Genomic DNA, 13,868 nt, shown 5'->3' on the forward strand with positions numbered 1-13,868 from the left:
TTCGCAGCACAATACGCTATAGTATTCCCATCGTTAAATTGGACTGACTATGGCATCGCGCAGAAATTTTCTACATCACGGTATGGGCCTGGCCGCGCTGGGCCTGGTAGCCACTCCTCTCATCGGCTGCGCCTCGCGCACGGCCGCTCCGGCCTCGGCTTCGGCCAGCGCCAAGCCGCGCGCACCGCGCACGGCCGTGCCGCCCCAGCCGACGCAACTGGCCAGCGTCGACCGCTCGATCACGTCGCAGTCGCGCCAGGCCATCACCGAGATGGAACCGCCGCCCGACATCTTCGACGCGCAGGCGCTGGACCTGGAATTCTGGCTCAAGCCCCGCACCCTGGAAGTGGTGCGCCCGGCCAGCAATGAAAAGGCCAAGCTGCTGTACTGGAAAGATGGCGAAGTCATCGATTCGGCTTACCAGGAACTGTGCCACTTGCTGCGCGACGTGAACGGCAAGAAGACGGCGCCGATCGACCCGAAACTGCTGGAAACCCTGTGGGGCACGCAAGCGTTCGTGGCCCGCTACGGCATCGAGCAGCCGCTGGAGATCCTGTCGGGCTACCGCACGGCCGAGTCGAACAGCCGCCTGCGCGAAGCGGGCGTGCCGGCCGCGCGCCAGTCGCTGCACATCTCGGGCCGCGCCGCCGACATCCGCGTGGCGAATCTGAACGCGGAAGTGCTCGGTTCGCTCGTGCGCAGCTTCAAGCAGGGCGGCGTGGGCTTTTATTACCGCAATGGCCCGCGCGGCGGCTGGATCCATGCGGATACGGGCCTCCAGCGCGTCTGGAAAGGTTAAACGAAAGATTAAACACCTGACAAAACCGTCGCGAGCGGTAGTGATTTGTGGCCGAGACGCGCAGCCGTACGAAGGTACGGCGAGCATCGCAGGCCGCAAGGCGCACCGCGCAGTAGGTTTGGTCAGGCGTTTTTAGTCGTAGTGGTAGGGCGGCTCCGGCACGCTGTCGGCGTGGATCAGTTCCAGTTCGCGCAGCTTGGCGGGGCGCTCCCACCAGATGCGCCAGCCGCGCCGCTGGTTTTCCAGTACTTCCGGGTGCGTCTGCAGATAGCCGTCGATAAAGCGGGTAAAGTCCGAGACATAGCCGCTGCGGCGGTACGGTAGTCGATGGCGCATGCGCGTCCTCCCATGGTTTTTCCTTTTGACCGCCCTTGCGCGCAAAAGTGCCGCACTTTCCACCGCACTTTCCATATTCCCCATGAAACTGTCCAGCCACAACATCGAACTGTTCCTGGCCGTCGTCGATGGCGGTTCGTTCTCGGCCGCCGCGCGTACCTTGCGGCGTGCGCCATCGGCTGTCAGCATGGCGATGGCCAATATCGAGGCGGAACTGGGTATCGCCCTGTTCGACCGGGGCGCGCGCGAAGCCGTGCCCACGCCGGCCGCCATGGCGCTGCTTCCCCACGCGCGCCTGATCGCCGAGCAGTTGAAGCAGTTGCACCTGCACGTGCAGGAATTGTCGCAGGGATTGGAAAGCCGCATTTCGCTGGGCATCGCAGCCGAGCTCGACCATACGCCCTTCCTGGCCGCCGTGCGCGCGCTGTCGCAGCGCCATCCGCTGCTCGACATCGAAGTGCTGACGGCGCCGCAGGACGATGTGCTCGACATGCTGCACCGGGGCCGCATCAGCGCCTGCATGGCTTTTGCTGGCGGGCGTATCAATCACGAAGAACAGTTCCAGCTGGTGGGCAGCGATGCCTTGCTGGCGATTATCTCCACCCAGCATCCGCCCGACGCGGCGGGCCGGCCCCTGTATATCGAAGAATTGGTGAACTTGCGCCAGATCATCGTGGCCAGCCGCGAACTCGACCTGGCCGATGCGCGCCCTGTGGTGGGGCTGTCCTACTGGCGCACGGACAGTTTGCCGGTGGCGCTGGCGATGGTGGAAGCGGGACTGGGCTGGGGCAACTTTGCCGCCTCGGCCATCCAGGATTCGCTGGCGGCAGGGCGGGTGCGCTGCGTGGCATTCAAGAACACGGGCAATGGCCTCGTCGTGCCCATCCACCTCGTGTGGATGAAGGACCGGCCGCTGGGCATGGCGGCGCGGTCCTTTCTTCAGTTGCTCAGCGAAGCGGCCTGAATGTCGGCCGGCTCTTCCTTCGGCTGCTGCGCCGACAGGGGCACGCCGAACAAGCCGTCGAAGAAATAGTTGAAGATGAAGCTGTAGCACGGGATGATCAGCATCAGCGCGAAATCGAGCACGAACGCTTGCCACAGGCTGATGTCGAGCCACCAGGCGATCAGCGGGATCAGGTAGATGACCAGGGTGATCTGGAAGCCGATCGCATGCAGGATGCGGCGCCAGACCGTGCGCGTGCGCGATACCTGGCGGATTTCCCAGTATTCGAACGCCGTGTTGTAGAGCAGGTTCCAGATCACTGCGATGGTGGTGATCATGATCGCCAGCGGTCCCGTGCTGGTGGGCGATTCGCCCGAAAGCAGGGTCAGCCAGGCCGTGGAAATGGCCATGCCTATGATTTCAAAGGCGGTGACGTAGACGATTTTGCGTTTGATGCCTTGCATGTAAAGCCTGTAAAGAAGAGATGGCAGCCATTTTAAGTCAGGTATGTTGATCTTTAAAGTCGATAGCTGTCAGTTTTTCTGATTGGTTGAGCAGGGTAATACTATGCGCGCCGCGAACGGTGGATAATGGCGGCTGGCGGGCAACCGGTCCCGCCGCATCACCGCAGAAAAGGTCAACGAGCATGCAAGGCGCAGCAGACAGCAATATCCCCGATACCCCCGCTAGCGCGGAAGAACGTCCCCGTTTCCGTCCCCGTCCATGGGAGCACCTGGAAACGCCATACGACGTGGAAGTGTGGATCGAGGAACATAACCGCAGCATGCAGGACAATATCCGCGCCACGGAAACGGGCGTGGGTATCTGCTTTACCCTGGCCGAAGGGGGCGATATCTATATGCAGACGAGCGCCGACGGCGCCGTCGTGCTCGACGTGACGCCGGACGCGGCCTGGGTGTCGCCGCTGATCAGCGCGGCCACGGGCTGCGAGGCGCCGGACTCGTCCTTGTGGGTCTTGCCCGACGATAAGCTGATCCAGCTGATCGTGGGGCTGTCGAGCCTGGTGGCCAGCACCTTGCTGGTGGTCGGCCATGATTTCGGCTTGCGCCGGCACCGTATGGGCATGGGCCGCTGAGCGGCCCTGTTGCAGAAACGGCATCCATGGCTCGACACTGCGCGTGGCGCGTGCTAGTCTCGCTACTGCACCCACCTGTTTTTCAGGGCGGCCGTGCCAAGGACAGCCATGGATACACCACCGCAAGCGGTACCTGCTCTGGATTCCTCCCCGCCCGGCCACGACGGCGTGCCGCGGCACGTCGCGCCCCTGCTTGACGATGGCGTCTTCAGTCCGGAACGGATGAAGGCCGAACGCGAACAAGCGTATTTCAACGATTTATACCTGCTGGCGCCCGTCGCCTATTTCGTGCTGGGCCTCGATGGCGTGATCCTGCAGGTCAACCTGGTGGCGGCCGAACTGTTCGGCCTGGCGCGCGGGCGTCCCGGCCACGTGCTGTTCCGTTCTTTTGTGCACGAGGCGTTCCGCCGCGATTACGAACAGTTCGTGGAGCGCGTGCTCAATAGCAGCGAGCCCGAGCGCATCCAGCTGCAGGTGCAGCTGCCCCCGCCGCGTCCCGGCGTGCGCGAGGCGGGCTTGCCCGTCAGCCTGCTGGGCAGCGCCGATCCGAACGGCCAGGCGCTGCGGCTGGTGCTCGAGCAGGCCGAGGGCAAGCTGGCCGCGCTCGAACGCAGCGAAGAGCGCTTCCGGCGCATCGTGCACAGCGCCGAAGAGGGCATCTGGGAAATCGATGCGCAGGCGCTGACCAGCTTTGTCAATCCGAAGATGGCGCACATGCTCGATTGCCAGATCGAGGATATGCTGGGCCAGCCGCTGGCGGCCTTCATGGATGAGGAGGGGCGCGCCATCCTCGAGCGCAACATCGCGCGGCGCCAGGACGGCATCGTCGAGCGCCACGAATTCAAGTTCCTGCGGCGCGACGGCAGCACCTTGTGGGCCACCCTGGCCACCAATCCCATCTTCGACTCCAGCGGCACCTACCTGGGGGCGCTGGCGCTGGTCAGCGACATCACGGCGCAGCGCGCCGCGTCCGAGCGCATCTGGCGGCAAGCCAATTTCGACCAGCTGACGGGCTTGCCGAACCGCCACATGTTTCTCGACCGCTTGCAGCACGAGGCGGCCCATGCCAAACGCGAGGGCGCTTGCCTGGCCCTGCTGTTCATCGACCTCGACCATTTCAAGCAGGTGAATGACCGCCTCGGCCACGAGAAGGGCGACATGCTGCTGCGCCAGGCGGCGCGGCGCATCAGCGAACGCGTGCGCGCTACCGATACGGTCGCGCGCCTGGGCGGCGACGAGTTCACCGTCATCCTCGCCGGCGTGGGACAGCTGGGCGGCATCGAGCGCGTGCTGCAGGAACTGACGGCCGCGCTGGCCCTGCCGTTCGTGCTCGACGGCGACACGGCGCAAGTGTCGGCCAGCGTGGGCGTGGCCCTGTATCCGGCCGACGCCGAGTCGCCGGACACCTTGCTGCGGCACGCCGACCAGGCCATGTATGCGGCCAAGAGTGCGGGGCGCAATGGCTACAGTTATTTCACACCGGCATTGCAGCAGGCGGCCGAATTGCGCCGCAGCACGGTGCGCGAGATGCGCCTGGCGCTGGCGCAGGATCAGTTCGAAGTGCATTACCAGCCCATCATCCGCCTGTGCGATGGCAGCATCGAACGGGCCGAGGCGCTGCTGCGCTGGCGCCATCCGCTGCGCGGCTTGCTGGCACCGGCCGATTTCATCGGCTTTGCCGAGGCGAACGGCCTGATCATCGATATCGGCGAGTGGGTGTTTCGCCAGGTTGTGCGCCAGGCGCGGCAGTGGCAAGACGAGCATGGCACCGCGTTCCAGATCAGCATCAACAAGTCGGCCGTGGAATTTCGCTGCGACGCCGCGCTGTACCAGGACTGGGGCGGGCATCTGGCGCGCCACGGCCTGGCGCCGGGCGCCATCGTCATCGAAACAACGGAAGCGGTGCTGCTCGACGAAGCGCGCCAGGTGGTTGACCGGCTGCGCCAGTTCCGCGCCATGGGCCTGGCGCTGGCGCTTGACGATTTCGGCAGCGGCCAGGTGTCGCTCGCGTGCATCCAGAAGGCCGATATCGACTTTCTCAAGATCGACCGCTCGCTGGTCGGCGAACTGGGAGGCGATGGCGCGGGGCAGGGCCTGTGCGAAGCGATCATTGCCCTGGCGCAGCGCCTGGGCTTGAAAGTCGTGGCCGAGGGCGTGGAGACGGCGTCGCAGCGCGATCTGCTGCGTGCCGCCGGCTGCGACTATGCGCAGGGGTATTTCTTTTCGCGCGCGCTGCCGGTGGGGCAGATGGACCGCCTGCTGGCGTCTCAGCCGGCGGCCTGAACTGTCTCCTGCGCCGGGCCGGCGCCTTCCATCAGGTCTTCCACGGCGGCCAGGGTCTCGGCATCGCTGACCGAGGCCAGGGTCAGGCCTGGGGCCAGGATGACGCGGTAATGGCGGCTGGCCGGGTAAAACCAGCGGTAGTTGTCGGTGCGGATGTAGTAGCCGACGATTTTCTTGTCATACGCCGAGGCGATGTGGATCACCGACGTGTCGGGCGACAGCACCAGGTCGCAGCGGCGTATCAGGGCCGCCAGTTCCAGGATGTGGCCGGTGGGCGGCGCGTTCATCACGTTGGCATGGCCGGCGCCGCGCACGATCTCGGCGGCGCGCGCCTCGGTGCCCGGCGCGGCGATCACCAGCAGCGCATGGCGCGGATAGCGTGCCGCCAGGGCGGCGCAGCAGCGCTGTGCATCGGCCACGCTGACCGTGCGTTGCCTATTGCTGCCCTGGAAGTTGAGGCAGAACAAGCCTTCATGCGTGCGCAGCAGGCTGTCGCAGGCGGCGTCGACCCGTGCCGCGTGCGCGTCCACGCCGAACAGTTCATAGCGCATATCGATGTCGCGCAGGCCAAACTCCTCGAACGTGGCGAAAAAGCTGTGCAGGATGTGGCGGCTGCGGTCGCACGGCACCGTATGGTCGAACATGCCCAGCTTCGCCGTCGAGGTGCCGTACTTGGGAATGGCAAAGCCCGTCAGGTAGCGCGCACCGAGCCATTTGATACGCAGCAGCAAGGGAATCGAAAAGCGGTTGTAGGGGTTGAAGATGACGTCGTAGCGGCGCCGGCGCAGGTCGGCGATGGTAGTGCGCAAGTCGCGCAGCAGCGGCTGCTTGTCCCAGATGAGGATCTCATTCACATGCGGGTTGCCGGCGATGACATCGCGGTTGGCGCTGCTGGCGGCCACGTCGATCTGCCAGTGCGGATAGTTTTTCTTCAGCTCGCGCAGCAGGGCCGACGTGACGATCATGTCGCCGATCTTGTCGTTGCGCAAAATCAGCACCTTGCGCACCTTGGCGATGTCGAGGGGCTGCTTGCCGGATTTTCCCAGCAGGGCGTAGCTGATCAGCCGGGCGGCGGTTTTTATCAAGGGAACTCCGGAGGTGGATGACGAAATGCGCCGGCGTAGTGGTGAATCGGCAAGCGACAGCAGCATCTTACGGATTTCCACCGTCCTGAGCTAGGGGGCATGCCCCTTTTATTGCCGCGTGCGCCAGGGCGGCGCACGCACGGGAAGCGGTTATTCCAGGCCCAGCAGGGCGACAACGCGCTCGCGGCTGATGCCGACCAATGCCGAGCTGATCGCCAGCAGCGATTCATAGCCAGGTTCGCTGGCCTTTTGCGTGAAGTTTTCCGCCAGGGTATCCATGCTGACGTTCACTTGCACCGGTTGCGCGCGGGCAACCCGTCCCGTCGCTTGCGCCAGGGCCAGGCTGACGGAGCTGCGCGCCGCCTGCAACTGCGCCAGCGCCTGCACCACTTGCTGCAAGGTGGCGCGCAGGGCTTCCACGTCGCCCGTATTCCATTCTTCCGGGGCGATGGCGGCCGGTTCCGCATCCGTGCGCACGCGGCTCATCTGGCCGGTCGGGTAGCGGATGCCGCTGCCGCGCACGGACAGGCTGTCGCGCACGTTGGCCCAGGCCGCTTCCGATGTGCTGAACACCAGTTCGCCATTCTCGCCCAGCTTGACACCGATGCCTGATGGCATCAAGGCACGGTCGAAGCGCGAGACGATTTCATTCGCGCTCAGGCCAGGTTCGATATTGACCGAACGCAAGGCCTGGTTCGCGCCGCCGACGGAAAACGCCAGCACTTCCTGCGGGCCTTCCTGCAGGCTGGCCATGGTCAGGCCGCGGATGCTGAAGTTCTGCTGCGCCGCCTGCGGGCTCGTATAGCCGAGCTGTGCGTCGAGCGTGCCGCCCGAGGCGCTGGCGCGCTGGCGCCAGGTATTGCTGAACTGGCGTACTCTTGCCTCGACTTGCCCTTCGCGACCCTGGCGCGCGGCCAGCTTGGCTGCCAGTTCGCTTTTCAGCGCTTGCAGCTGGCTGCTGCTGCGTTCTAGGTAGTCGAGTGTTTGCTGCGCGTTGGAAATCTCCCCCTGCAGCTGGTGATCCCAGTTGCTCAGGCCCCGCTGCAGGCTCGCCGTCGACCTCTTCGCCGCTGGCGCCTCGCTGCGCGCACTGGCGCTGCCGTTGATGGCGGCGGATGCGTCATCGACGACGCGGGCTGTGCCGGCGCCTTTGGCATTGACGCCGGAAGAGGAGGAGGTCTGAACGATTTGCATGATGGTCAGAGAAGATCAAACAGGGAAAGGGTGCCCACCTTGGCGTATGCCTTGTATGTTGCCTGCAAGGCCGTCTGGTAGCCGGTCAGTTCGATGGCCGCCGCGCCCATGTCGGTCTTTTTCAGGTCCAGCAGGGCCGAATTGTTCGACAGCGAAACATTCGACAGGTTGCCCGACAGCGTGGTGAGGATGTTTTGCGCGCCGCCGAAAATAGCGATCTTGCCGGAGAGCAAATCCATGCCATCGTCGGTGCCGCCGAGGCCATCGTTGACGATGGCGCGCACGGCCGGGTCGTTCGGGTTGACGCCCGGTGTGCCGAGGGTGGTGACGACCTGGTCGATCTTGTTGAGCCACACTTCCAGGTTCTTCACGTCGACGTTGGCCGCCTGCGTCACGCCATTGCCGACCACGACGGTCTGCGTGTCGGTATTGCCGACGTAGCTGTAGCGCGAACCGACGGCTGCCGCCGGGTCGTATTTGATCGCAGGCTGGTCGGTGGCGGTGCCGGAAAACATGTAGCGGCCTTCCTGGTCCTTCAGGTTGGCCGTGTACAGCACGCTGTCACGCATGGCTGTCAGCGATTGCGTCATCGCGTTCAAGTCGCCGGGCGTATTGCTGCCGTCGGCGGCCCACACCAGCAGGTCGCGCGCCTGGCCCATGTCGGTAACCATGCTCGACAGGTAGTTTTCGTTCTTCAGCAGGCGCACTTTTACCGTGGCGATATTGTCCTGGTACTGGGTGACCATGGCTTGCTCGCGCGTCAGGCGCGAAATGCGCACGTTGCCGATCGGATCGTCCGATGGCAGCTGGATGCGCAGGCCCGACGACATCTGCTGGGTCAGGAAGTTGATGCGTTCCTGGTTTTGCTGAAGCGAAATATTGATCAGCGATTGGTACTGGCTACTGGCGACACGCATGATCTTCTCCTTAACCCATCATTTGCAAAGTGGCGTCAAACAGGCTATTCGCCACGGAAATGACTTTCATGTTTGCCTGATACATATTCTGGAATTCGACCAGGCTCATCGCTTCTTCGTCCTTGTTTACGCCGCTGGTGGATTTCCAGTCGTCGATCGCTTGCGAGCGCACCGTATTGGCCGTCTTCAGCAGGGCCTGGTTCTGCTGGCTGTAGATACCGAGCTTGCCGACCAGCTGCGTGTCCGCGTCGCTCATCAGGACGGAACCGACCCAGCTGACAGTGATCGGTTGATTCTTGATCTCGATCAATTTTTGCAAGTTGCCGCTATCGCCGGCCTGGCCCGTCAGCGACAGGGCCAGGTCCTTGGCGTTGAAGCCGGGGGTAATGCTCAGCTTGCCATTCGCGTAGGCCAGCAGGGGACCGCCCGGCGTGCCAGCCATGGTTTTTCCCAGTGCCAGCTGCGCGTTGACCTTGTTGGTCAACTGGGTCGCCATGTCTTGCAGCGACTGCTGCAGCGGTTTCAGGGTATTTTGCTCGAACTCGCCCAGGCCGCCCATCTGGCCGCCGATGGTGACCGGGTCGAGCTTGTACGAGGACTTGGCGAAATCGAGGCTCAGGGTTTGCTCGCCCGTGTTCGTCATATTGCTGCTTAGGGTACCTGCCATGCTGCCGATGACCAGCGGCTGGCCCGATTTCAGCGAGACATTGCGCGACCCGTCCGGCTGGTCGAGCACCTCGATGCCCATTTGCGCGGCCAGGCCATCGATCAGCTGGTCGCGCGCATCCATCAGCGACGACACATTCGTGCCCGCGGCCGTGGAGGTGCTGATACGCTGGTTCAGCGCGGCGATATTGGCCAGCGCGGTATTGGCTTGCGGCACGATCGCTGCCCGTTGCTGCTGCAACGACAGCAGCTGGTTGCCCATGACGGTGCTGATGCTGTTGAAGCGCTGCGCCATGGCGTCGGCGGAGGTGACGATCTGCTGGCGCAGCGGCGTCGACGTCGGGTCGACGGCCGAGGCGTTGAGGGCGGCGAAAAAGCCGTCGATGCCATTGCTGATGCTCGACGCATCGTCGCCCATCACGCGCTCGAGCTGGGTCAGATAAGGCTGGGTCTGCGAACGGGCGCCCTGGTCGGACGCGGCGCGCCACATTTGCTGGCTTTTATAAGCATCGGCAAAGCGCAGCAGGGCCGACACTTCCACGCCATTGCCGGCCGAGCGCACGCCCACGCCTGCGCCAAGCGAGGACAACAGTACGCCCTGGCGCGTGTAGCCCGCCGTTTGCAGGTTGGCGATGTTCTGGCTGGCCGCATTGAGTGCGGCCTGGGCGGCGATGCTGCCTGACAATGCATTGCTGATGATGCTCATTGGGCAAGTTTCTTTCGTGAAGAGTGTGGCGCGTGCGGGTGGGCAGGCATTGAATCGATATTACCTTGTACAGGCGACGCTTCAGACGGATTTATTAAGCGGCGCTGCAATATTGTCGGTCTTGACGGCGCTTTTGGCTGCCACGGGGGCGCCGGCCGCCGGCAGCAGTTGGCGCAGGATGGCGTCGGCGATGCCGAAGGCGCGCTGGCCGGCCATTTTGTCGGCCACCAGATTGTCGGCCATTTCCAGCATGTCGCTGTTGACGGGATCCTTGAAGACGCTGTCTTCGCCCGCCATCTCGCGCGTGCCCGAACGCATCTGGCGCAGCATGTGCGAGATGAAGAAGGCTTCGAACTTGACGGCCGCCTCGGTGGCCTTGGCCGCATAGCGGGGATCGGCCGGCGTGGCGGCGGCAGGGGACTTGTCGTCGAGCGCCGAAGGCAGGGCGCTGCTGCTGTCGTTGATATTAAGCATCAGATAACCACCAGTTCGCCTTCGATGGCCCCGGCTTGGTCCAGGGCTTGCAGAATTGCCATGATGTCGTCGGGCGAAGCGCCCAGGCTGTTGACGACGTCGATGATGGCCTGCAGCTTGGCGCCGGCCGGCCATTTGAACATATTGCCGTTGCCCTGGTCGACGGACACCTTCGATTGCGGCGTGACGGTGGTCTGGCCGCGGCCGAACGGCGCCGGCTGGCTCACTGCCGAGCTTTCGGAAATGACCACTTTCAGCGAGCCGTGCGTGACGGCGGCCGCTTTTACGCGCAAGCCTTCGGCGATGACCACGGTGCCGGTGCGCGAATTGAACACCACTTTCGGCGTATCGACGCCGACATCGACGGAGAGCGCTTCCAGCTTGGCCATGAAGGCCACGCGCTGGGTCGGGTTTTCCGGCGCCAGCACTTCCACGCTGGTGGCGTCGCGCGTGGTGGCGACGGCGCCAAAGCGGCGGTTGACGGCTTCGACGATATTGATGGCCGTCTCGAAATGCGGGTGGCGCAAGTTCAGGGTGACGGTCGGCTTGGTCGAAAAATCGCTGAGGATTTCGCGCTCGATGTTGGCGCCGTTCGGAATGCGGCCCGAGGTGGGCGTGTTGACGGTGACGGACGAGCCGCTCTTGCCGGTGGCGTTCAAGCCGCCGACGACGACGTTGCCTTGCGCCAGCGCATACGTTTCATTATCGGCCGCGCGCAATTGCGTCAGCAACAAGGTGCCGCCGCGCAAGCTTTTCGCATCGCCCAGGGACGAGACGGTGACGTCGATGGCCTGGCCACGGCGGTATCCTGGGGGAAACACGGCGCTGACCATGACGGTGGCGACGTTCTTGCTTTTCGATTCGGCGCCGTCCGGCATCTTCACGCCGAACTGCTTGAGCATGTTGACCACGGACTGGCTGGAAAATTTTACCTGGGTGGTGTCGCCGCTGCCGTTCAGGCCCACGACGAGACCGTAGCCGACCAGCGGGTTGTCGCGCACGCCCTCGATGCTGACCAGGTTGCGCAGCACTTGCGCGGCGCTGGCGGGCAGGGCAAAGCCGGACAGCGCAGCGAGCATGGCTGCCAGGGGCAGGGCGGAACGAAATTTCATGAGCTCACCTTAAAACGGCATCCATGGGCCGACGAAGAAGCGCGTCAGCCAGCCTGGTTTGTTGGCTTCGGCCAGGGTGCCCTGGCCGGAATAGGCGATCTGCGCATTGGCGATGCGCAACGATGACACCTGGTTGTTCGAATCGATATCGGCCGCGCGCAGATAGCCGCGCAGACGCACGAATTCCTCGCCCTGGTTCAGGGTCAGGGTTTTCTCGCCTTGCACGCGCAGCAAGCCGTTCGGCAGCACTTCCTGCACGATCACGGTGATGGCGCCGGACAGCGCGTTTTGCTGCGTGCTGGTCGAGTCGCCGGCGAAATTGCGGTCGGCCGACAGGTCGATGCCCGTCTTGGGGAAGGTCTTGCCGAGGATGTTGGCCGCCTGCACGCCGACGGACGAGCCCTTGTTAAACGAGGTGCCGGCCTTCTTGCTGGCCTGCGTGGTTTCCTGCAGCGCCACCGTGACGACGTCGCCGACGCGGAAGGCGCGGCTGTCGGAAGTCAGGGCCAAGCCCGCGTCGGGATTGAAGACGCCGCCGCTCACGCCGCCTTGCGCAGCGCTGCGCGGCGCCACGGGCAGCGGCGTATCGGAAAAGCTGGGCGCCAGCGGCGCCATAGGCTGGCTGGCGCAACCGGCCATCAACACCAGCAGCATGGCGGCCGTGGCTTTCATTGCGGCTGTCATCAGCGTGCCGCTTGCGCCAGGTATTGCAGCATATTGTCGGCGGCCGACAGCACCTTGGTGTTCATTTCATAGGTGCGCTGGGCAGCGATCATGTCGACCATCTCTTCGACCACCTGCACGTTCGAGCCTTCCAGCGCGAACTGTTTCAGCTTGCCCAGGGCGCCTTCGCCGGGACGGCCTTCCGTCGGCGTGCCGCTCGATGCCGTTTCCTGGAACAGGTTTTCACCGAGTGCCAGCAGGCCCGTCGGGTTGACGAAGCTGGAAAGGTTCAACTGGCCCAGTTCGGTACCGGCGACATTGCCCGGCACGGTGGCCGTGACCATGCCGTTTTCGCCGATGGTGATCGCCGTGGCATTGTTCGGCACGGTGATCTGCGGCACCAGGGGCAAGCCCTGGGCGTTGACCATCACGCCGTTTTCATTGATGCCCAGCTGGCCGGCGCGCGTGTAGGCCGCTTCGCCGTTCGGGCGCAGCACTTGCAAAAAGCCGTTGCCGGTGATGGCGACGTCGAATTCGCGGCTCGTCGTTTGCAGGCTGCCGGTGGTAAACACCTTTTGCGTGCCCACCATGTGGGTACCGTTACCCAGCTGTACGCCCGATGGCGAGAGGGTATTGTCGGCGCGCTGCGTGCCCGGCTGCTGCTCGACCTGGTAAAACAGGTCTTCGAAGACGACGCGGTCGCGCTTGAAGCCAACGGTATTGACGTTGGCCAGGTTATTCGCGATGGCTTGCAGTTTGGCATCTTGTGCCTGCACGCCGGTCTTGCTGATCCACATTGCTGGATTCATGATTTACTCCTGGTAATTGGTTGGCGTTGGGCTTAGGCGCCCAGCAGGCGGTTGCCGGATTCAGTCATCGCGTCGCTGGCCTTGAAAATTTTCATCTGCATCTCGAAACTGCGGTTCAGGCTCATGGTGGCGACCATTTCCTCGACGGCAGAGACGTTGCTGCCTTCCAGGTGGCGGTCGCGGATGCGTACCGCCGGGTCGGCCTGCAAGTCTTCGCCGCTGCGCGCCACGATCAGGCCCGCTTCGTTCTTCGTCAGCTCGCCCGATTCCGCATTGACCAGCTTGAGCTTGTCGACGGTCTGCATTTGCGCGGTGCCCGGCACCTGGATGGAAATCGTGCCATCGCCGCCGATCGACAGGCTGGTGTGCTCGGGAATCGTGATGGGTCCGCCTTCGCCCAGCACGGGCCGGCCGTTGATGGTCAGCGCGCCCGTTTCATCGAGGTCCATGGCGCCGGCGCGCGTGTAGGCTTCGCCGTTTTGCCATTGCACCGCGAGAAAGCCGGGGCCCGTGACGGCCACGTCGAGTTCGCGCCCGGTTTCCTTGATGGCGCCCGTGCGCGTGCCGATGGCGCTCGACTGCGTCTGCGTCATGTGGCGGTCGTCGTAGCCATAGCCGTTTTGCAGCGGCTGGGCAGTGGACACTTCCAGGTTGGCGCGAAAGCCGCCCGTCTCGATATTGGCCAGGTTGTTGGCGTGTACCTGCTGTGCCCGCAGGGCACGGTCGGCCCCGCTCATGGCGGTATAAATCAGCGCATCCATTGCTCTTTACCTTTGCGTATCGTG

At 64.1% G+C, this 13,868-nt stretch carries 15 protein-coding genes; 4 read left to right on the top strand and 11 right to left on the bottom strand.

What is annotated here, in order from left to right:
* Positions 1–82 precede the first annotated feature (82 nt).
* On the top strand, positions 83–799 hold the full coding sequence (locus tag JAB6_RS12220) for a DUF882 domain-containing protein (protein ID WP_034757736.1): 717 nt from the start codon (positions 83–85) through the stop codon (positions 797–799).
* A 132-nt stretch (positions 800–931) separates the two neighbouring features.
* On the opposite strand, the gene JAB6_RS12225 is transcribed toward JAB6_RS12220, so the two are convergent.
* Positions 932–1,135 carry a DUF3460 family protein gene (locus tag JAB6_RS12225; protein WP_070303076.1) on the bottom strand — a complete coding sequence of 68 codons (204 nt, stop codon included), beginning with the start codon at positions 1,133–1,135 and terminating at the stop codon, positions 932–934.
* Between the two features lie 82 nt (positions 1,136–1,217).
* Here JAB6_RS12225 and JAB6_RS12230 point away from each other — a divergent pair, with 82 nt between their 5' ends.
* Complete coding sequence (locus JAB6_RS12230; RefSeq protein ID WP_070303077.1) at positions 1,218–2,099, top strand: LysR family transcriptional regulator; 882 nt, start codon at positions 1,218–1,220, stop codon at positions 2,097–2,099.
* On the opposite strand, the gene JAB6_RS12235 is transcribed toward JAB6_RS12230, so the two are convergent.
* The gene (locus tag JAB6_RS12235) at positions 2,075–2,542 is read right to left on the bottom strand and encodes a PACE efflux transporter (RefSeq protein WP_070303078.1); all 468 of its coding nucleotides are present in this window, start codon (positions 2,540–2,542) and stop codon (positions 2,075–2,077) included. The genes JAB6_RS12230 and JAB6_RS12235 overlap by 25 nt on opposite strands.
* Positions 2,543–2,724: 182 nt before the next feature.
* Between JAB6_RS12235 and JAB6_RS12240 the strand changes: the two genes are divergently transcribed.
* Positions 2,725–3,174 carry a hypothetical protein gene (locus tag JAB6_RS12240; protein WP_070303079.1) on the top strand — a complete coding sequence of 150 codons (450 nt, stop codon included), beginning with the start codon at positions 2,725–2,727 and terminating at the stop codon, positions 3,172–3,174.
* A gap of 108 nt (positions 3,175–3,282) precedes the next feature.
* Complete coding sequence (locus JAB6_RS12245; protein WP_368072922.1) at positions 3,283–5,457, top strand: putative bifunctional diguanylate cyclase/phosphodiesterase; 2,175 nt, start codon at positions 3,283–3,285, stop codon at positions 5,455–5,457.
* Here the strand turns inward: JAB6_RS12245 and JAB6_RS12250 are convergent.
* The 9 genes from JAB6_RS12250 to JAB6_RS12290 form a co-directional block, all read right to left on the bottom strand.
* Positions 5,442–6,542, bottom strand: coding sequence for a glycosyltransferase family 9 protein (locus tag JAB6_RS12250; protein ID WP_070303081.1), 1,101 nt, complete (start codon positions 6,540–6,542; stop codon positions 5,442–5,444). The genes JAB6_RS12245 and JAB6_RS12250 overlap by 16 nt on opposite strands.
* A gap of 150 nt (positions 6,543–6,692) precedes the next feature.
* Positions 6,693–7,736, bottom strand: coding sequence for a hypothetical protein (locus tag JAB6_RS12255; RefSeq protein WP_070303082.1), 1,044 nt, complete (start codon positions 7,734–7,736; stop codon positions 6,693–6,695).
* 5 nt (positions 7,737–7,741) lie between these two features.
* Entirely contained in the window at positions 7,742–8,653 is a 912-nt protein-coding gene (gene flgL, locus JAB6_RS12260) for a flagellar hook-associated protein FlgL (protein WP_070303083.1), read from the bottom strand.
* A 10-nt stretch (positions 8,654–8,663) separates the two neighbouring features.
* Positions 8,664–10,025: a flagellar hook-associated protein FlgK gene (flgK, locus tag JAB6_RS12265; protein ID WP_070303084.1), complete on the bottom strand. Its 1,362-nt coding sequence runs from the start codon at positions 10,023–10,025 to the stop codon at positions 8,664–8,666.
* An 81-nt stretch (positions 10,026–10,106) separates the two neighbouring features.
* Positions 10,107–10,499, bottom strand: a complete 393-nt coding sequence (locus tag JAB6_RS12270; protein ID WP_034757766.1) for a rod-binding protein — start codon at positions 10,497–10,499, stop codon at positions 10,107–10,109.
* On the bottom strand, positions 10,499–11,611 hold the full coding sequence (locus JAB6_RS12275; RefSeq protein WP_034757769.1) for a flagellar basal body P-ring protein FlgI: 1,113 nt from the start codon (positions 11,609–11,611) through the stop codon (positions 10,499–10,501). The genes JAB6_RS12270 and JAB6_RS12275 overlap by 1 nt, the downstream gene beginning before the upstream one ends.
* 9 nt (positions 11,612–11,620) lie before the next feature.
* Positions 11,621–12,295 (bottom strand): flagellar basal body L-ring protein FlgH, encoded by a 675-nt coding sequence (gene flgH / locus JAB6_RS12280; RefSeq protein WP_034757772.1) that lies wholly within the window; start codon positions 12,293–12,295, stop codon positions 11,621–11,623.
* Positions 12,295–13,083, bottom strand: a complete 789-nt coding sequence (flgG, locus tag JAB6_RS12285) for a flagellar basal-body rod protein FlgG (RefSeq protein ID WP_167468652.1) — start codon at positions 13,081–13,083, stop codon at positions 12,295–12,297. Before flgG ends, flgH begins: the two co-directional genes overlap by 1 nt.
* 32 nt (positions 13,084–13,115) lie before the next feature.
* Positions 13,116–13,844: a flagellar basal body rod protein FlgF gene (locus JAB6_RS12290; RefSeq protein WP_034757782.1), complete on the bottom strand. Its 729-nt coding sequence runs from the start codon at positions 13,842–13,844 to the stop codon at positions 13,116–13,118.
* Between the last annotated feature and the right edge of the window lie 24 nt (positions 13,845–13,868).

It is taken from the genome of Janthinobacterium sp. HH104 (assembly GCF_001758715.1).
Taxonomy (GTDB): domain Bacteria; phylum Pseudomonadota; class Gammaproteobacteria; order Burkholderiales; family Burkholderiaceae_D; genus Janthinobacterium; species Janthinobacterium aestuarii.